Below are 18,553 nucleotides of genomic sequence, written 5' to 3'. Positions count from 1 at the left end.
TAAGCATCCCGCCATGGATACCGCTCTGCAACGGGGCGGTATCCAATTAAAAACCAGCGGTATCATTGGCGTGAACCTTCGGTTCCGTTCAGGAGAACAGGTGGTTCTGAAACCGTGAAATAATCAGTAGGCTTTGAGGAGGGGTTGAATTTGCAGCGAAACTATGTGTACGTGGCGGCGCTGGGGCATTTTTTCTGTGATATTGGTATGGGAGCGCTGCCGGCGGTATTGCCTGTTTTCATTGAGACGTATAATATGGACTACCAGTCGGTAGCCGGTCTGATGTTTGCGTCGTGCTTCTTATCTTCGGTTGTACAGCCTCTTTTTGGTTGGCTGGCAGACCGTTCGTCGAAAAGCTGGCTCATGGCGTTAGGAATTTTCTTGTCCGGTGGAGCCATGGGACTGGCTGGAGTATTTGAAAACTATTGGGCTATTTTTGCAGTGGTGACGGTGAGCGGAATCGGCAGCGCAATCTTTCATCCGGAGGCGGCGAGAATGGTGCATAAGCTGGCCGGGGAAAAACGGGGCACAGCCTTGAGTATTTTTTCCGTAGGGGGAAACGGCGGTTTTGCGGCGGGACCTGTTGTGGCTGTGGCTGCGATTGCCGCTTTTGGGCTGCAAGGGATGGCCGTCTTTGGGGTGTTGGCCGTATTCATGGCTGTGGTGCTGCTGGTTATGGTTCCAAAGATGAAAGCGAATGCAGTGGAACCGGCACATACTTCTGCTGCGTCTAGCGAGAAGGGGAACCATCCTGGCAGCGCGGTGAACGATTGGGCTTCTTTTGGACGCTTAACGTTATTGATTGTCTTTAGCTCTATTGTGATTTGCGGTTTGAGAAGCTTTATTCCTCTCTATCTGGTGGGGGTTTCCGGATTCTCCACAGCGGAAGCCGGGTCTGCGCTGACATTGCTCTTTATGTTTGGCGTGGTCACAACTCTGGTTGGGGGCGTGCTGGCGGATAGAATTGGCTATTTGAAAGTGGTGCAGATCAGCTATGTCTTGCTGGTGCCAATGGTGGGGCTTTTATCGCAAGCGACTAATATGCTTGCCTGCTATGCTTTGATGATTCCTATCGGCTTTGCCATGTTTGCGCCATTTAGTTCCATGGTTGTACTGGGGCAGAGTTGTTTGGCCCGCAGTATAGGCTTTGCATCAGGGGTAACCCTGGGGCTTACTTTTAGCGTGGGAGGCATGTTCGTTCCCTTACTCGGTTCTTTTGCCGATCGGCATGGACTTCCTATAATGATGGAGCTTCTTACTGTTGTTGCAGCGTGTGCGGCTCTTTGCGCGTTCTTCTTGCCTCGGCCTGCGTCGGCAAAGGCAAAAACGAAAGCGGTTCCGGTGAAAGCGCTCTAGGGTTCATGGGAGTCTAACAACCAGATTGAAAATAGCTTACAGCTATTTTTTCAAGTATTATTACCGCATTATAAATGAAAAAACCGCTCGTCGATGGTATTCTTAAAATAGAGTATCCTGAAGAGCGGTTTTTTGTTTCTCCCCAACGGTAATAGGAGAGCCATATAGCTTAGGGTTTAAGTCTTTCGTTAAGCGCATCCTTTATTTAAAGAAAGCAGAGGGGGGACTCTATGCTTAAGGAAAATCAGCCTAAAGCAAGTTTGCTGGAAGTATGTTTGGTCTTTTTGCGTTTAGGGACATTGTCTTTTGGCGGTCCGGCCGCGCATATTGCGATGATGGAAGATGAATTTGTACAGAAACGACAATGGTTGGAGCGAGGCAAGTTTCTTGAATTAGTAGGCGCTTCCAATTTAATTCCTGGCCCCACCTCAACGGAATTGGCTATTTATATCGGCTATTTAAAGGCCGGCTGGCCGGGGTTAATTGGCGCGGGCGTTTTTTTCATTCTGCCTGCGATGTTAATCGTTTTGTTTTTAGCGCACATTTATGTATTGTATGGAGAATTACCGCAAGTATCCTTCGCTCTTTATGGCGTAAAGCCTGTGATTGTAGCCATCATCGCCCAAGCCATTTGGAATTTGGGGAAAACGGCAGTTAAAGATGTTCCTAGCGGCTTGATCGGCGGCATGGCGTTGGGGCTCTCTTTTTTTGTTGTTAATCCGTTATTTCTTCTGATGCTGAGCGGCGTGGCGATGATCGCGATAAAAAGAGCGCACAAGATAAAAATGAATGTGTTTTTTGCACCTTTGCTTGCGCTTGTGGATGTGACAAAAAACGAAGCCGCGCAGGCTGCTGCTGGCGCTAAGCTTTCTTTAGCAGCGTTGTTTGTTACGTTTTTTAAAATCGGTGCTGTTTTGTATGGCAGCGGCTATGTTTTGCTGGCCTTTTTATGGAAGGACTTTGTGCAAAATTACCAAGTGCTTACTTCTCAGCAACTGTTGGATGCTGTGGCGATTGGCCAAGTTACTCCTGGACCGGTATTTACAACGGCAACCTTTATTGGCTATGTGATTGCCGGGATTCCGGGCGCGATCGTTGCGACGATTGCCATTTTTTTACCGTCTTTTGTCTTTGTGCCTGTTATAAGCATTTTTTTAAGCAAAATCAAAAATTCAGCCATAGCATCGGACTTTCTTGCTGGTGTCATTGTGGCTTCTCTGGCCCTTATGGCTTCGGTAACCTGGACACTGGCGATGTCTTCAGTGATTGACTGGCTGACGGCGCTGCTTGCGATGCTCTCTTGTATTGCTATTTTTAAGTATCGCGTAAATACTACCTGGCTTATATTTGGTGGCGGCGCAATCGGCATAGTTCAGTTTTTGTTTTGATTTGTGCGCTCATAGAAGAAATATAGAAAAACAGCAGGAATTTTGAGGGCAAAATTGTATAATGAGATTAAGCGTATCCGGGAAAACGAAGAGAAGTGAGACTGTAGAAGCTATTGAAGGGAGAGAAAACAATGCGTTTTATGAAAAACTTTTGTTTCTTAGTAGTAATGGCTTGGGGTCTTTGGGGGTTGGCCGCTTCGGCAGCAGCAATGACTTTTTCTGCTGACCTATATAGTTCGGACGGGCATAATGGAAAAATCTACATGGATGCCGATAAAATAAGAGTGGAAACCAAGGAAATGATTAGCATTACGCGCCTGGATAAGAAGCTGATTTGGCTGCTGATGCCTGAAGAGAAGATGTATATGGAACAAGTGCTGCAGTCCGCCGCTATGAATCAAAAGCATCTTCCGGCGAATGATTCTGGAGCCAGCGACGTCGAACGGGAATTTATTTTTCGCGAAACCATCAATGGGTATGGCGCCGACAAATACAAAATAACCATAAACAAGCAAAGTTCGTACTATGAATGGGTTTCAAGTGATCCCGGCATAACGATGGCGGTAAAAACAGCCGCGATTGACGGCAGTTGGTGGACTGAATATCGCAATATTAGCATTGGTAATTTGAATCCATCCCTGTTCGAAGTTCCTGCAGATTACACTAAAATGAGCATGTCTGGGATGGGCGGGTTTATACCGAGGGAGTAAGCGGGCTCAGAAAGTAGAAGGCCAGGATGTATGGTGTCTAATTTATACATCCTGGCCTTAATTATTCGCAGTATTTAATTATGGCAGTTGGCCTTTCACATCCCCAATTTGCTGTAGCAGAGGGATTTAAAGGGCTGCTTAGAGAGTGCGTTCTAGTTTAAGTCTCCGTCTTTATAGTAACGAGTGCCTTTGAGCGCGATTTCCAAGGCCAGGCCGGAATCGGTCATTTGGTACATCCAGATGCCCTCAGAGACGCTGGCGGCTCCCTCAAAAGACCCGCCGGAAACACTGTCGGTAGCAGCGGCGGTAGCTTGGCCGCCGAAGTCCCAACCCTTGTTGACAAAGCGGTTTAAAGCGTCCTGGGTATCAAAAACAAAGATCACGTTATACTTGGTTACGCCGATACCTAAGCCGACTTGCCCTTCGGCCATTTTCATGAATGTTTCCGCGCCGTTTTGGTTATTGACGGCAATTCCTTTGCCGTGACTGCTGCCTAAAACTAAAATCTTGATGCCGGTATTTTGGAAGACGGCGTAGCCGGCAGCGTTTTCAACCGCTTCGCGGGCGGAAGGGCGGCTGTCGTAGAGTCGATTTAGCGCGGTTGAGGCCATATTGCGCACGTCTTGGCGTTTCTCCTCTTTGGTAGCGGCTTCGGCCGAAGAAAGAGAACCTAAGAACAGGCAAACAAGGGCGATACAACTGAGACGCATAATGATGGATTTGGACAAAATGAAAACCTCCTTGAATTAAAGTGCTAAACAAAAGCAAAAGATCGTTCAGGTATGAACTCACTAGGATCTTTAGTTCTCGGTCTATACGAAATAATCCTGTTTTTAGTTGAAAGTTATTTAAACAATAAAAAATAGCTTTGAACTTTCTTAGAAACCATGTAAAATGGATCTAGTGTGCTATTAACATTGTTGCTGGAGATGCACAAAATGGATGATAAATGGAGCGAATTTATGGGATTTCCTTCGTGTCGGCCGGATATTTGGGAAGAATTGCGCCAAGGCGAGGCAAAGCTGCGGCGGCTGGCTTTTTATGATAATTTGACAGGTCTGCCCAATCGTACGTATTTGCTGCATTTGCTGGAAGAAATGGCAGCTTCTTGTCAGGGGGCGGTCATTTCCATTGACTTGAATAATTTTCAGACGGTGAACGATTCCATGGGAGAAGACTGCGGCGATATGTTGCTGCAGCAGGTTGCCGGACGTCTGCGTGAATCCTTGGATGAAAGCTGCGTGCTGGCGCGTACTTCTAGCGATGAATTTGTAGCGGTTTGCCCGGCAATGACGCCGGAGCGCTTGAATATTTCCGGCTGGGTAGGAAATATGGCGGAAATGTTTCGAGATCCATTTGTTGTTAAAGAACAATCTTGTCATTTGAGTGCAAGCTTTGGCGTAGCCACGTATCCTAAACATGGCACCTCGGCTACGCAGGTTATGCAACATGCTAATGTGGCTCTTTATGAAGCGAAAAAGCGGGGCAAGAAGGGCTGGGTCCTTTTTGAACCTTCGATGAAACAGCGTCTGCAAAGAAAGACGACGCTGGAGCAGAACTTGTATCAGGCGTTGAAGAATGAGGAATTCTTTTTGGAATATCAGCCTGTAGTGGATCCTCATACGCGAGAAGTTATCCAATTAGAAGCGTTGGTGCGATGGCACCGCTTGAAAGAAGGCATTATTTCGCCGGGGGATTTTATTCCGCTGGCGGAGGAAAATGGGCTGATTGAAGCCATCGGTCTGTGGGTGTTGGAAGAGGCTTGCGCCTATGCTGTAGAATTGCGGAAAGCTACGGGACGCAACCTGCGCATGGCAGTTAACGTATCGGCCAAGCAAATTGAACAAGCAGGCTTTGTCTGCCAGGTGTTAGATGTATTGGAACAGACGGGGCTGCCGCCGTCGGCGCTGGAATTGGAAATTACGGAAAGCTTACTGATCGCTTCTTTTGATAAGGCCGTAAAGGTCTTGCATGAGCTGGGCGATGCAGGGGTGCGGTTTTCTTTGGATGATTTCGGTACCGGCTATTCTTCTTTAACGTATTTAACGAAGCTTCCTATTCATACGGTGAAGCTGGATAAAACCTTCATTCAGGACATTCAAAACGATCCGGTGTTTGAAGCCGTTGTGCGCAGTGTGATTGAGATGTCTCATCATCTATCGTTGCGGGTTGTGGCGGAAGGCGTTGAATCAAGAGAACAGTTCCGTCATTTGTGCAAACTGAATTGCGATTATCTGCAGGGCTATTGGTTCAGTCCGCCTTTGCCGCAAGGCAAAATACGCAGATTCTTGGATTTGTGGACGGCTCAGCGGCTCTGTCATTTGTGGTTTGTAGAGGAGTCGCCTGGATCTTCATGATTTTCAATAAAAAAGCTGTACGCCTGAGGCGGCAGCTTTTTTTATTAAATTCTGCCGAATATTCAAGAATGTTTGTTGTCAATATCAAAAACACAAGGTAAACTAAGTATACAAGAAAAACGGAAACGTCCGTTATTGGGTCGTTTCGTGAAGAGTGGAGGCAAAAAGATGGAACAATGGCAAAAAAGCTTGGCAGCAGGGGAAGCGCAACTGGTGGAAGATCGGCGGGATGTGCACCGGTATGCTGAAACCGGCTGGACGGAATACCGGACAGCGGCCAAAGTGGCGGAACGGTTGGAACAGCTAGGGTATGCGCTGACCGTAGGGAAAGACGCTTTGCGCGACGAGGATCGCATGGGGGTTCCCAAGGCGGAGGTCTTGGCAGAGCAGGAGGCGCGGGCTTTGCAACAGGGAACGCCGGAAAAATGGTTGGACCGGATGCGCGGCGGTTTTACGGCGCTATGGGCGGATCTGGATTGCGGCGAGGGGCCGTTGGTAGCGCTGCGTTTTGACTTGGACGCCAATGATTGTGTGGAAAGTGCAGAGGCGGCGCATCGGCCGCGTGCAGGCGGCTTTGCTTCGGTGCAGGCGGGTGCCATGCATGCTTGCGGCCATGACGGCCATGTAGCGGTTGGCTTGGCGGTAGCAGCGGCTCTGGCTGCGCAGCGCAGCCAGTTGCGCGGTAAAATCAGGCTGATTTTCCAGCCGGCCGAAGAAGGCGTGCGCGGCGCGAAGGCGATGGTCAGCGCCGGTGCGGTAGAAAATGTGGATTACCTTTTAGGCGCACATATTGGCTTTAAAGCGACTCGAACGGGCCAAGTTATTTGCGGTACCGATAATTTTTTTGCGACTACAAAGATGGATGTTACGTACACGGGTGTGTCTTCGCATGCCGGCGCGTTTCCGGAGCAGGGGAAAAACGCCTTGTTGGCGGCTTGCTCAGCGGCATTGAATCTTCATGCCATTTCGCGTCATGGCGGCGGTGCTACGCGTATTACCGTAGGCACGCTTCAGGCGGGGCAGGGGCGTAATGTGATTCCGCCAAACGCTTTTTTTCAGTTGGAAACGAGAGGCGCTACAAGCGAGCTGGATGAGTACATGCAGGGCGAAGCGCGGCGTATTATTGAAGCGGCGGCTGCCATGTGGGATGTCTCGTATCAGATTGACGTGGTGGGAGGCACTAAAGGCGGTGAGAGCGACACGGCGGTCATTGCCCAAGTGGAAGCTGCAGCCAACGTTATTCCTTTCTTCACGGAAATTGAAACACGCGTTGATTTTGGAGCATCCGAGGATTTTGCCTATCTTTTAAGCGCTGTACAAGAGCAGGGAGGCAAAGGGTGCTATACAATGTTTGGCGCGAAGTTGGCGGCGGGACATCATAATGGGCATTTTGATTTTGACGAGGCGGTACTGGCTCCGGCGGCGGAACTGCTGGTTCGCAGTACGTTGCGACTCTTAGCGTCTGAATAAATTTGCTCTTCAAAAATAAAAAAAGCACTAGGTAAACGAAGCTCTTTGTGATATTATATATTTGGATGTTATTTCAACTTTCTGTATGGTGAGGAGGAAGACAAATGGCTTACAAAATTAGCGATGCTTGCATTCAGTGTGGTGCTTGCGAGTCCACTTGCCCGGTTGGAGCTATCTCCCAAGGCGACACTCAGTTTGTAATCGATGCAGGTTCCTGTATTGATTGCGGCGCTTGTGCTGCTAGCTGTCCGGTTAGCGCCATCAGCCCCGAATAAGGTTTACTTACAAAAAAGCCTGCCCTTTAAGGGCGGGCTTTTTTTATAAGTTTGATTGACTTTTTGATAAATAAAAGTCAAAAAGTCTAAAAAGTACTTGTGCTGTGAAAATCCCTTTGCTACAATAAGATTAAAAGATGCCCAGAGGAGGGATTTTCTATGAATCAAGAACAATATCAACCGCAAGCGTTGGAAGTCATACAAACGGCGCAGCAGATTGCCGCTGTGCAGTATCATCAGGAATTGACCGGCAAGCATTTGCTGGTAGCGCTTTTGCGGGAAAGCGAGACGCGGTGGCAGCGTTTTTGGGAGGCCTTAGGCTTGGAGCGCAGCCGTCTTTTGCAAGAAGCGGAAGCGTTGTTGAATTCCCAGCCCCAGGTACGGGGCCAGGAGGGGCAGCTGCGTCCCAGTACGGCCTTTGTTCGCATTATGGCGGTGGCGGAACGGTTGGCCAAAGAAGAGACACAATTGGTAGCGCCGCTGCATTTGCTGCTGGCTTTGGCGGACGATGGCGAGCAAGAGGTGGTGGCCTTATTTCGCAAGCATGGCCTGAGTCGGTCAAAACTGCGTCAGAGTTGGCCCCAAGAAACAGCCGCTGATGAGGCGCAGGAAATGTTGGCTCGCTATGGACGGGATTTAACGGCGGCCGCTAAAGAAGGAAAGTTGGACCCTGTAATCGGCCGGGATGAAGAAATTCGCCGTACCATTGAGATTCTCAGCAGGCGCAGTAAGAACAACCCAGTTCTTATTGGCGAACCAGGCGTCGGGAAAACGGCCATTGTGGAGGGCTTGGCCCGACGTATCGTAGCCGGTGATGTGCCGGAGTCCCTCAAGGAGAAGATGCTGTACTCTCTGGACTTGGGAGCGCTTCTCGCAGGCGCTAAATTCCGGGGTGAGTTTGAAGAGCGCCTGAAAAATGTCTTAAAAACAGTAGCGCAGTCCGAGGGCGCCATGCTGCTTTTTATTGACGAGCTGCATACTGTAGTTGGCGCTGGAGCTGCTGAAGGAGCCATGGATGCAGGTAATTTGCTGAAGCCTCTTTTGGCGCGCGGTGAGCTGCGCTGTATCGGCGCTACTACCTTGGGCGAATACCGTAAGCACATCGAAAAGGATGCCGCCTTAGAACGGCGTTTTCAGCCGGTGCTGGTGGCGCCGCCGTCGGTGGAAGATACCGTTTCCATTCTGCGGGGACTGAAGGATCGTTACGAGGTGCATCATGGCGTGCGGATCACGGATGCGGCTTTAGTGGCGGCAGCGACCTTATCGGACCGCTATATCAGCGACCGTTTTTTACCGGACAAGGCCATCGACTTGATGGATGAAGCGGCTGCTAAGCTGCGGACGGAAATCGATTCCATGCCTAGCGAGCTGGACGAAATTATGCGGCGGCTGATGCAACTGGAAATCGAAGAGAAGGCGTTAGCCAAAGAAGAGACTCCGTCGGTTGCAGAGAAGCTGCAGCAATTGCGGACGGAAGTGGCGCGGCTGCGTGAACAGGAGGCTGCGCTGCGGCAGCGCTGGGATGCCGAGAAAAAAGAAATTTTTGCCCAGCGTAATCTGAAGAAAGAAATGGAAACCTTGCGGGCGCAGATGGAGGAAGCTGAGCGCGCCTATGATTTGAACCGCTTGGCGGAGCTTAAGTATGGCCGGCTGCCGGAGCTGGAAAAGCAGATGGCGGCTAAAGAGCGCGGTGAAGCGACTGAAGGGCGGCTTTTAAAAGAAGAAGTCGGCGAAGAGGACATTGCAAAGGTGGTCAGCCGCTGGACGGGAATTCCGGTGAATCGCATGCTGGCGGGAGAACGGGAAAAGCTGGCCCATTTGGAAGATATTTTGCATCAGCGCGTTGTGGGGCAGAACGAGGCCGTTGATGCCGTAAGCGAAGCTATTTTGCGCGCTCGGGCGGGGATTAAGGATCCGAACCGCCCTGTAGGGTCTTTCCTCTTTTTGGGGCCGACTGGGGTGGGCAAGACCGAGCTGGCGAGAACGCTGGCGGAAGTGCTTTTTGATGATGAACGCAGCATGATTCGTCTCGATATGTCTGAGTACATGGAGAAACATTCTGTGGCCCGGCTCATTGGAGCGCCTCCTGGTTATGTGGGCCATGAAGAAGGCGGTCAGCTGACCGAAGCGGTCCGTCGCAAGCCGTATAGCGTGCTCTTGTTGGACGAAGTGGAAAAAGCGCATCCTGACGTGTTCAATGTACTGTTGCAGATTTTGGACGATGGGCGTCTTACGGACAGCAAAGGCCGGACCGTAGACTTTAAAAACACGATTATTATTATGACCTCCAATCTTGGCTCGGCTGATATTTTACAGCACGGTGAAAAGGCGCGCGATGAAGTATTGCAACTGTTAAAAAGCTATTTTAGACCGGAGTTCCTCAATCGCATTGATGATGTAGTGGTCTTCCATGCGTTGGAGGCGGAGCAGGTACGACAAATTGCCGCTATCCTGTTAGCACGGCTGGCTGCGCGGCTGGAAAGCCAGCTGCAGCTTCGCTTAGAATGGGATGAAGACGTTCTGGCCTGGTTGGCGGAAGAAGGCTTTGATCCTCAATTTGGCGCTAGACCGCTAAAACGGCAAATCAGCCGCAGTGTGGAAACGGCTTTGAGCCGGCGCATTGTAGCGGGAGACATTGCCGAGGGCGATCATTTGCGCATGAGTCGGGCTGGAAATCAAATTATGTTTACTAAAGTGGATTGAGTACACGTGCTAATTAAGTGAAAACAGCAGTCTCGGCGGTTAAAGCTGAGACTGCTGTTTTCTTTTGTCTTTTTTAGAAAACTAAGCGTTGTCGGTTGGTGTAATGTTGTAAAAATGAATTGACAAAATAGAACGGTTGGAATAAAATTGCAATAATTATTGTATACAAAAAGCAAAGAAAAGGAAGTGGAGCAATGACAAAAACACGCTGGTGGTTTGCATGGCTGATGTTTCTTGTTAGCTTTGTGTCCTATATGGACCGAGTTAACTTTTCTGTGGCCACACCGGAAATTATGAAGGAGTTTGGGTATGGAAAAATGGAGATCGGCTGGCTCCAGACCGCTTTTTTTGCTGGCTATGCGCTGATGCAGATTCCAGGGGGCATGCTGGCGGAATACTTTGGACATCGCCGCGTTGTGTCCGGTTCGGTGCTGTGGTGGTCCGTGTTTACTGCTTTGACGGCGGTTCCGTCTTCTTTCGCTGGTTTGGCGACGGTTCGCTGTCTCTTCGGCATGGGCGAAGGGCCGGTGTATCCGGCGTTTAATAATTTCATTGGCCGGTGGTTTCCTTCGGGGGAAAAAGCCAGAGCTTCTTCATTTCTCTTGAGCGGCTCTTTTATTGGCCCTGTGTTTGGACCGGCTATTACGGTGGCCTTAATGCTGGCGTTGGGCTGGCGGTCGGTATTCTTTATCTTTGGCGTTGTAGGCGTTCTTGTGGCTTTCCTTTGGTATCGTTATGTGAAAGAAAAGCCAGGGCAGAGTCCTTTGGTTAATGCGGCAGAGAAGGAATATATTGAAGCGGGTGCTGTGGCTGGCGGCAAGAAAATGGCTCCTTGGAGCGCTTTTATGCGTTCCCGTCAGTTTTGGGCCATTGGGATTCAATATTTTATTACGGACTACATTATGTTTGTTTTCTTGGCATGGCTGCCTTTGTATTTGATGGAGGCGCAGAAATTTTCCCTGCAAAAAATGGGCTGGGCAGCTGCGTTGCCTTGGGCCATGCTTTGCGGCTTGACGTTCCTGGCGGGCTACATCAGTGACCGCATGGTTGCTGCTGGGGTTTCCAAAAACAAGGCCAGGACTGTTTTTGGCATTGCAGGGCTGCTGGTGTGCTGTGTAACCTTGTATTTTGCAGCTACTGCCGGCGAGCCGTGGCAGAACGTACTTTGGTTGACCGTTTCTTTGGGGTCGTTGGGCTTTACCTTTAATGCCTCTTGGGCGGCTTGCCATGATATTGGCGGCGCCTATGCCGGTTCGGTTGCCGGCTGGATGAACTTCTGGGGTAATGTTGGCGGCGTCTTGGCGCCGATTGTGACGGCTTGGATTGCGACAACCTATGGCTGGCAAGCGGCCATTACTTTCACGTCCTTAACGGCGCTGGTTGGTGTTGCTGCTTGGATTATGGTTAAGCCGGATCAAAGCATTCAAAATATTGCAGAAAAGCAGGCTGGGTAAATTTTTGCAGGAAATGTCCAGAACAGCGGCGAATACGAAAGACAATAAAACCAGAACCGCTGCATTCACACGATAGGAATAAAGATTGGCGGGAGGAGCCGGAGCGATATGCTTCCGGCTTTTCCGGCGCTTATCCGGCGGGGGAACCTGCTTGGTGCGGCTGGGAAACTAAAGGAGGCTCTTAGTATTATGGAAAAAACATTTACCTTTGGACTGGGCGATCAACAGGTGCAGGTCCAGGTGCCGGCGCAGCAGGTCTTGCATGTCATTGAAGGCAAGGCCGCTCCGGCGATTACGGATGTCAATGCGGCAGTACAGGAAGTATTGCGCAATCCGATTGATTCGCCGCCGCTTAAAGAAGTGGTCAAAGCGGGTGAAAAAGTAGCTGTTATTGTCAGCGACGTCACGCGTGCTTGGACGAAATTTGACCAATTTTTACCGACTTTGTTGAACGAACTGAACGAGGCTGGCGTGCCGGACGCGGATATTGACATTGTGGTTGCTCTGGGCAGCCATCGCCCGCATACGCCGGAAGAAGACCGCAGTGTTTGCGGCGAGGAAGTTTGCCGGCGTGTTCGTATTCATCAGCATGAAGCGAGCGACTCAGAAAAGCTTACTTATATGGGGACTACGAGCCGCGGCGTTAAAGCGTATATGAACAAGCTGGTTGCAGCTGCGGACAAAGTGATTTTGACCGGCGGCATCGTATACCATCTAATGGCCGGCTTTGGCGGCGGACGCAAATCGGTTATGCCTGGCGTCAGCAGTTGGGAAGCCATCCAAAGCAATCACTGCATCGCCTTGAACGAAGTAGTGGGCAAGGGGATCAGCCCGGACTGCGTGTCCGGCAAGCTGGAAGGAAACCCTATGCACCTGGATATGGAAGAACATGCAGAATTGTTGAAACCCGCCTTTTTGCTTAACGCTGTGTTTACGCCGGAAGGGAAATTTGCCCGCTTTGTAGCTGGAAACTGGCGCAGTGCTTGGCGTGAAGGAACCAAAACGGTGGAAGAAATCTTTGGGATTCCGATTGAGGCTAAAGCGGACTTGGTATTGGCTTCCGCCGGCGGTTATCCTAAAGATATCAACCTTTACCAAGGTTCTAAAACCATCGATAATGCATTCATGGCGGTAAAACCAGGGGGCGTTATCATTTGCTTCTTAGAATGCCGCGATATTACGGAACCGCCGGAATTCAGCGGCTGGTTCAAACACAAAGATATTCATGAATTTGAACTGGCATTGCGGGAACGTTTTACCATTCCTGGTTATGTAGCGTTTAAACTGGCTAATATTGCCAAACAGGTTTCCTTGATTATCGTGACGCATCCTAACAATGTAGATTTCATGAATAATGCCGGCGGCATTATTCCGGCGACAAGCGCGGCAGAAGCTATGGCCATTGCGAAGGAAAAAATTGGTCGTGACGACTTTACGGTTACGGTGATGGAACATGGGGCCAATACGGTGCCGGTTCTGAAAAAATAAGCAGACCTTCAAGAGGTGGGGGAACCTTGTATAGCAAGGTTCCCCCACTTTTTCCCTATAACAGAATTTATAAGTTTTTACGGCTGAAAAACCTAGGGATATCAAGGGCTAGGAGCTTCTGCATAAACGGCGGCATAACTGTAACCGTATCTGCCTTAGCTAGCTTTTTCGTCCTGTGGACCGTCTTGCGCCAATAAAAGTCTCAAATACAATCACGGCCACAGTAGCCTCAGTCGTTCCCTCGCTTTACTCACTCTACTCCTCGTTCATTTTTGACCGTAGCTTTTAGCGTGCAATAGGGCAGGAAAGTCTAAGTGAAATCGCGAATGATACTGCAAAGGAGGGGTGCGTATGAAACGGGATGAAATGGAGTTATCCAACGCCAGGCTGCTGGCGTTATTGCAAGAAACAGAGGCGGCTGATTTGGCTGTCTTGCGGGAATATAATCTGCCCGAAGCTCCGGAAGCACTGCCGGAAGAGTTGGTGGCGGCCATTTTGCAGCATGGCAGTCATGATGTGAAACGGCATTTTTCAGGCATGCCTTCGTATTTGCAATTAGTTCGGGACGTAGCCAAGACGCTGCAAATTTCCTGGACGGAAGAAGAAACAGAAGCTGAACTGGAACAGCGCATTTATCTGCAGGTCTTTCATCAGGCGGTAGAACAATTGTCCTTGGATGAAAAGGAGCCTTTGCGGCAGCTGCTGGCGAAGGAAGGCGCTAACGCAGAGGATGTGGAACGGCTGTTTTTAGAAGGGACTTTGCGGCATTTCTTGCCGGCAGTAGGGTATTTGGTGAGCTGGAATGTGGCTCGCCTTGTAGCGACTGCTTTTGCTCGCGAGGCTGGCGCCGGTCTGCTGGGAGAGGGCGTGGCGGCAGCTTGGCTTGGTCCTTTGGGGTTGGCGCTGGGCGCTTTGGTAGTTGGCTGGGATTTGGCGGGACCGGCTTACCGCAAAACCATACCGACGGTAGTGCAAATTGCTTATTTGCGTGAAAAAGCGCGCCGTGGGAAAGAAGCAGGAAAAGGGGAGCGTGTAAAACAGCATGAAAAAGAGTCAGATTGACTATACTTTATATTTAGTAACGGATCGCAGTTTTTTGCAGGGGAGAACTTTAGCGGCTTGTGTGGAGGAAGCTTGCCGGAATGGCGCGACCTTGGTGCAATTGAGGGAAAAAGATGCCTCAAGCCGATTTTTCTACGAAGAAGCCTTGGCGGTGCGGGAAGTGACTCGAAAGCTGGAGGTTCCTTTAATTATCAATGACCGTTTGGATATTGCCCTGGCTGTTGGCGCAGATGGCCTGCATGTGGGGCAGGAAGATTTGCCCTTGTCCATTGCCCGGCGCCAGTTGGGGCAAGAGGCCCTTATTGGCGTGTCTGTGCACTCGGTGGCGGAAGCGGTCGTTGCGCAAGAAGGCGGGGCTGACTATGTAGGCATTGGGAGTTTGTTTCCTACGTCCACTAAAAAAGACGTACAGCAATTGTCGTGGGCGGACGTGCAGGCCATAAGAGAGGTATTGCGTATTCCCGCCGTTGGCATTGGCGGCATTGCTGCAGGCAACTTGCAGGAAGTTCGTCAAAGCGGCTTAGCTGGAGCGGCTGTGGTATCCGCTATTTTGGGAGCAGAGGATATTGGCGGCGCGGCTCGCAAGCTGCGGCAGATTTGGGAACAGGGTCATACGAAAAAATAAAGAGAAATGATTGCCAGAAAGTCAGGAGGTGGCGGCTTGCAGCGGTGCAGCGGTTCGACGATCCGCGCACCACGAAGAACCGGGCATTTCTTTGGCTTTCTTTTTTAGACTAGCCGCAAGTTCGGAAATTTCCAGATAGTTGCCGAAGGTTTCCTGTTGATTATGAACTACCGCGATGGATAAACTCATGAGGGGGAATACTTCTTCTTCTCCTTTGCGGTTGAGGACGCGTATATGTTGTTGCTGCAGGTCTTCCGGCAGGTAGAGTGAATTGACCTCCTGGTCGAATTGACAGCAGATGGTCTGGCAGAGAGAAAGCGCATTTTCCTGAGTCGTAATGATGACGAAATCGTCGCCGCCGATGTGGCCGAGGAAATCGCGGCTTGAAGAGGCGCAATGCTCGGCCAAACAGGAGCTGAGGAGGCGGGCGGTGTGCAAAAGAGCCTGGTCGCCTCGTTCAAAGCCGTATTTGTCATTGAAGGCTTTGAAATTATCCAAATCAATGTAGAGAACGGCAAAGGCGTTCTTTTCTGCAATGAGGTTTTTTAGGCGTTCTTCAATGATTAAATTTCCTGGCAGCCCTGTGAGCGGATTGGCGTTGAAAGCGCGGCGAATTTGTAAGTTGGTGACATTTTTTAGCAAATGAATGATGGATACCACGCCGTGCAGCGCGCCGTCTTTGACGACAATAATCAGGTCGTAAAGATGGTCGGCATGGCGGCTCATGGCGATTTGGGAAACGGCTTCTAATGGCAGATCGGCACTGACTACAAGCGGTTGGCGATCCATAATGCGTTCCACCGGGCGCTGGTAGTAAAGAGAAATACCGAACTGGGTGCCGAGCTGCGAATATAGGCGGTTTTTCATCAATAGACCTTGGGGTGTTTCGTTTTCGGTGATCACAATGCCTGGGATGGTTTCGTCGTGGAGGTAGTCTTCCAGGTCGCAAACAAGCGTGGCGGCGCTGACGCTCGGGCAATATTGGGTAATATCGCCAATGGTAAGGCCGAAGGTTTTCGAAAGGGTTTGTTCCTGATGCCGCTGAGCTTGGAGAACCTGGATCGCTTGGGGGCATTCTGGCGCTAACGGGGGCGGCGGAGTTGCTGGACGAGCCAGAAAAAATCCTTGGCCGTAGTCTACGCCTAGGCGAATGATCTCTGCCAGCTCCGCAGACGTTTCAATGCCTTCGGCAATTAACTTTGCATGGATGGCATGGCCGCAATCGACAAGCGCTGATAACAGGGCTTTTTTTAAATTGCTTTCTTGTATATTTTGAATGAGCGAACGATCAATTTTTATATATTCAGGCTGCAATTCTGCAATGGCCTGCAGGCTGGAATAGCCGGCGCCGGCATCATCAATGGCAATAGTGAACTGATGATGCCGGCAGCGGGAGATGGAAGCGCGAAAAAGGTCAAAGTCTTGAATGGCGGTGCGTTCTGTTAATTCAAAGACAATATGCGCCGGTCCTAGCTGTTGCTGGCGCAAACGATTTAGAAATGCGGAAAAATTTCTAGCGTGTTTTCCCAGTGTAACGGGATTGACATTGAGAAAGAGCAGACCGTCCAGCTGATGCACGGCGGCATTTTCCAAGGCCTGGTCGAGGCATAAATCCTCCAGCTGTGTTAGCAGAGATTCTGTGTCAGCCGCTTGAAATAGTGACACAGGCGAATGCAAGGGGCTGTCAAGAGGACCGCGGCTGAGCGCTTCATAGCCGATAATACTGCCGGTACGTAAATCGACAATGGGTTGAAAATGGGTAGTAATGGCGCGGCTTTGTAGTATTGATTCCAGATTTGAAGGCTGGGAAGACACTGGGCGGGAGACTGGCGTGCTTGTTAGCGGCTGCAACTGACGTGAGAAGGGAAAGGCCGAAAGCAGGGTAGAGGGAACGCCCTGCCAGCGCGAGCGCTTGACGGAACGGCCTAAGTGGAGGAGTAGTTTGCGGACTTTGCGGTTCATAGTTTGCTCAGCTCCTTGTTTCATCCAACACGTTGAAAACGCAGGTTTGTTTGGAGTAAGTGGCGCGTTTTTGGCCAATAAGCTACAATAAAAGAAATGTGCTATTTTTATTATAAACAAAGGAATGTGGCGTCATTGTTAAATATGGGTTATTTTTTAGGACTAATAGACTGGTTTAGGCGCTGTTATCCTGAAAATGATATTTTTTGCGAGAAAAGAGCGAATTAGGAGGGGCTATGCAAAAAGAATGGCCGTTACTTCTTTTGGGCTGGTACGATGAGAATAAACGCCAGCTTCCGTGGCGTGAGCAGACGGATGCATATCGAACCTGGGTTTCGGAAGTGATGCTGCAGCAAACGAGAGTAGAAGCGGTGAAAGACTATTATCGGCGCTTTTTAGAGCGCTTTCCGGCTATTGAAAATTTAGCGGCGGCTACGGAAGAAGAAGTGCTGCAGCAGTGGCAAGGGCTTGGTTACTATTCGCGGGCGAGAAATTTATGGCAAGGCGCCAAGGAAACGGTGGCTCAATATGGCGGGGAAGTCCCTAAAGATGAAAAGTCTTTGCGCGCGTTGCCGGGGGTTGGTGAATATACGGCTGGAGCTATTTTGAGTATTGCCTATCAGCAGGCTGTGCCGGCTGTAGATGGCAATGTGCTGCGCGTTTTCAGCCGCCTATACGGGCTGCAGGAAGAGGTGCAGACAACGGCGGCTAAAAAGATGGTAGCCAAACTGGTTTCTGACGTGCTGCCGGCGAAGCGCCCTGGCGACTTCAACCAAGCGTTGATGGATTTTGGCGCAGCTATTTGTATTCCGGAAACGCCCCGCTGTGAAGCCTGCCCGGTGACGTCGCATTGTTTGGCTCGCTTGCAGGGGCAAGAACGAATTTTACCAGTGCGTAAGCCCAAAAAGCCTCCTACGTGCATACATGTGGCAGTGGGTCTGGCTAAAGGGGCGGATGGCTATCTCTTGGAAAAACGGCCGGCTCGCGGGCTTTTGGCTGGCATGTGGCAGTTTATTTCTGCAGAGGCGGCGTCAGAGAACGAAGCGGCCAAGCTGCTGTCTGAGCGAGGGTTGCAACTGTTGCAGCCGGCTTTTCCGCTATGGAGGGTATCGCATGTTTTTAGCCATCGTCGCTGGGAGCTGGCCATCTATGAATGTGCGCCGGTCAAAGAACTGCCAAAATCTGGCGGGCTGGCAGTAAGAGAAGAAGCCTTAGCGACTGTATTGTGGGCGGGGCCGCATCAGAAAATCTTTGAATGGTTGGAAAAAAATAAAAAAGATGAAAAGTAAATTTTGAGCTCGGATGCACAAAAACATATATAATGTAGGAAACAGAAAATAGAATCAGAAAAAACTGACGATGTGTATGAAAGAATATGCAGATAATTGCATATTCTTTCTATTGGTAACTATAGAGATAGAAAGTAGGCAAAGCGAGGTGGAAACAGGGAAAATCAACCGTATTGCTTTCTTTGCCGCGGAGAGTAACTTTGTAAAAAGAAAGAAATCTTTTTGAGAGTAGCTTTAGTAAGATGAGTATTTTGAAAGCTTTGCGAAAAACAAGTAGCAAATGTTAATTTTGGTTGATTGTAAAATGAAGTTGAACACTTAAGAAAAAAGTCCATGGTGACTTTTCCTCGTATGGTAGAATGGAGTTCTCACACAACCATCAACAACGAGGAGGCAATCACTATGGACTGCCAT

14 protein-coding genes are annotated in these 18,553 nt (G+C 49.9%); 12 read left to right on the top strand and 2 right to left on the bottom strand.

The genetic code is table 11. The annotated features are described in order from the left end of the window. Positions 1-150: 150 nt before the first annotated feature. The 3 genes from PHF27_RS08015 (at position 151) to PHF27_RS08005 (ending at position 3,454) form a co-directional block, all read left to right on the top strand. Positions 151-1,356, top strand: a complete 1,206-nt coding sequence (locus tag PHF27_RS08015; RefSeq protein WP_300068249.1) for an MFS transporter — start codon at positions 151-153, stop codon at positions 1,354-1,356. Positions 1,357-1,586: 230 nt separating this feature from the next. Further along, positions 1,587-2,744 carry a chromate efflux transporter gene (gene chrA / locus PHF27_RS08010; protein WP_300068246.1) on the top strand — a complete coding sequence of 386 codons (1,158 nt, stop codon included), beginning with the start codon at positions 1,587-1,589 and terminating at the stop codon, positions 2,742-2,744. 131 nt (positions 2,745-2,875) lie between these two features. After that, entirely contained in the window at positions 2,876-3,454 is a 579-nt protein-coding gene (locus tag PHF27_RS08005) for a DUF4412 domain-containing protein (protein WP_300068243.1), read from the top strand. Between the two features lie 152 nt (positions 3,455-3,606). Here the strand turns inward: PHF27_RS08005 and PHF27_RS08000 are convergent, their stop codons facing one another. Further along, positions 3,607-4,182 (bottom strand): YSC84-related protein, encoded by a 576-nt coding sequence (locus PHF27_RS08000; protein ID WP_300068241.1) that lies wholly within the window; start codon positions 4,180-4,182, stop codon positions 3,607-3,609. Between the two features lie 210 nt (positions 4,183-4,392). Between PHF27_RS08000 and PHF27_RS07995 the strand changes: the two genes are divergently transcribed. From PHF27_RS07995 to thiE, 8 genes are all read left to right on the top strand, one after another. Then, positions 4,393-5,811: an EAL domain-containing protein gene (locus PHF27_RS07995; protein ID WP_300068239.1), complete on the top strand. Its 1,419-nt coding sequence runs from the start codon at positions 4,393-4,395 to the stop codon at positions 5,809-5,811. Positions 5,812-5,979: 168 nt separating this feature from the next. After that, a complete protein-coding gene (locus PHF27_RS07990; RefSeq protein ID WP_300068236.1) occupies positions 5,980-7,281 on the top strand; it encodes an amidohydrolase in 1,302 nt (433 codons plus the stop codon). 104 nt (positions 7,282-7,385) lie between these two features. Further along, the gene (locus PHF27_RS07985; RefSeq protein WP_300068233.1) at positions 7,386-7,556 is read left to right on the top strand and encodes a 4Fe-4S binding protein; all 171 of its coding nucleotides are present in this window, start codon (positions 7,386-7,388) and stop codon (positions 7,554-7,556) included. Between the two features lie 159 nt (positions 7,557-7,715). Next, positions 7,716-10,259 (top strand): ATP-dependent chaperone ClpB, encoded by a 2,544-nt coding sequence (gene clpB / locus PHF27_RS07980; protein WP_300068231.1) that lies wholly within the window; start codon positions 7,716-7,718, stop codon positions 10,257-10,259. 194 nt (positions 10,260-10,453) lie between these two features. Next, on the top strand, positions 10,454-11,713 hold the full coding sequence (locus tag PHF27_RS07975) for an MFS transporter (RefSeq protein ID WP_300068228.1): 1,260 nt from the start codon (positions 10,454-10,456) through the stop codon (positions 11,711-11,713). Between the two features lie 189 nt (positions 11,714-11,902). Next, a complete protein-coding gene (gene larA / locus PHF27_RS07970) occupies positions 11,903-13,201 on the top strand; it encodes a nickel-dependent lactate racemase (RefSeq protein ID WP_300068226.1) in 1,299 nt (432 codons plus the stop codon). Between the two features lie 351 nt (positions 13,202-13,552). Further along, a complete protein-coding gene (locus tag PHF27_RS07965; protein ID WP_300068223.1) occupies positions 13,553-14,263 on the top strand; it encodes a hypothetical protein in 711 nt (236 codons plus the stop codon). Continuing rightward, the gene (thiE, locus tag PHF27_RS07960) at positions 14,244-14,888 is read left to right on the top strand and encodes a thiamine phosphate synthase (protein ID WP_300068218.1); all 645 of its coding nucleotides are present in this window, start codon (positions 14,244-14,246) and stop codon (positions 14,886-14,888) included. The genes PHF27_RS07965 and thiE overlap by 20 nt, the downstream gene beginning before the upstream one ends. 21 nt (positions 14,889-14,909) lie before the next feature. On the opposite strand, the gene PHF27_RS07955 is transcribed toward thiE, so the two are convergent. Then, positions 14,910-16,850, bottom strand: a complete 1,941-nt coding sequence (locus PHF27_RS07955) for a bifunctional diguanylate cyclase/phosphodiesterase (RefSeq protein WP_300068215.1) — start codon at positions 16,848-16,850, stop codon at positions 14,910-14,912. A gap of 236 nt (positions 16,851-17,086) precedes the next feature. Between PHF27_RS07955 and mutY the strand changes: the two genes are divergently transcribed. Next, positions 17,087-18,139, top strand: a complete 1,053-nt coding sequence (mutY, locus tag PHF27_RS07950; RefSeq protein WP_300068212.1) for an A/G-specific adenine glycosylase — start codon at positions 17,087-17,089, stop codon at positions 18,137-18,139. Positions 18,140-18,553: the final 414 nt, after the last annotated feature.

Origin of the sequence: Anaeromusa sp. (assembly GCF_028691475.1) — a bacterium.
Lineage (GTDB): Bacteria > Bacillota > Negativicutes > Anaeromusales > Anaeromusaceae > Anaeromusa.
This window is presented reverse-complemented; position numbering and strand designations above follow the sequence as displayed.

Bases quoted from the DNA above. Each gene is read 5' to 3' on its own strand.
- chrA (WP_300068246.1), top strand. From the start codon at position 1,587: ATGCTTAAGGAAAATCAGCCTAAAGCAAGTTTGCTGGAAGTATGTTTG.
- PHF27_RS08005 (WP_300068243.1), top strand. From the start codon at position 2,876: ATGCGTTTTATGAAAAACTTTTGTTTCTTAGTAGTAATGGCTTGGGGT.
- PHF27_RS07995 (WP_300068239.1), top strand. From the start codon at position 4,393: ATGGATGATAAATGGAGCGAATTTATGGGATTTCCTTCGTGTCGGCCG.
- PHF27_RS07990 (WP_300068236.1), top strand. From the start codon at position 5,980: ATGGAACAATGGCAAAAAAGCTTGGCAGCAGGGGAAGCGCAACTGGTG.
- PHF27_RS07985 (WP_300068233.1), top strand. From the start codon at position 7,386: ATGGCTTACAAAATTAGCGATGCTTGCATTCAGTGTGGTGCTTGCGAG.
- clpB (WP_300068231.1), top strand. From the start codon at position 7,716: ATGAATCAAGAACAATATCAACCGCAAGCGTTGGAAGTCATACAAACG.
- PHF27_RS07975 (WP_300068228.1), top strand. From the start codon at position 10,454: ATGACAAAAACACGCTGGTGGTTTGCATGGCTGATGTTTCTTGTTAGC.
- larA (WP_300068226.1), top strand. From the start codon at position 11,903: ATGGAAAAAACATTTACCTTTGGACTGGGCGATCAACAGGTGCAGGTC.
- PHF27_RS07965 (WP_300068223.1), top strand. From the start codon at position 13,553: ATGAAACGGGATGAAATGGAGTTATCCAACGCCAGGCTGCTGGCGTTA.
- thiE (WP_300068218.1), top strand. From the start codon at position 14,244: ATGAAAAAGAGTCAGATTGACTATACTTTATATTTAGTAACGGATCGC.
- PHF27_RS07955 (WP_300068215.1), bottom strand. From the start codon at position 16,850: ATGAACCGCAAAGTCCGCAAACTACTCCTCCACTTAGGCCGTTCCGTC.
- mutY (WP_300068212.1), top strand. From the start codon at position 17,087: ATGCAAAAAGAATGGCCGTTACTTCTTTTGGGCTGGTACGATGAGAAT.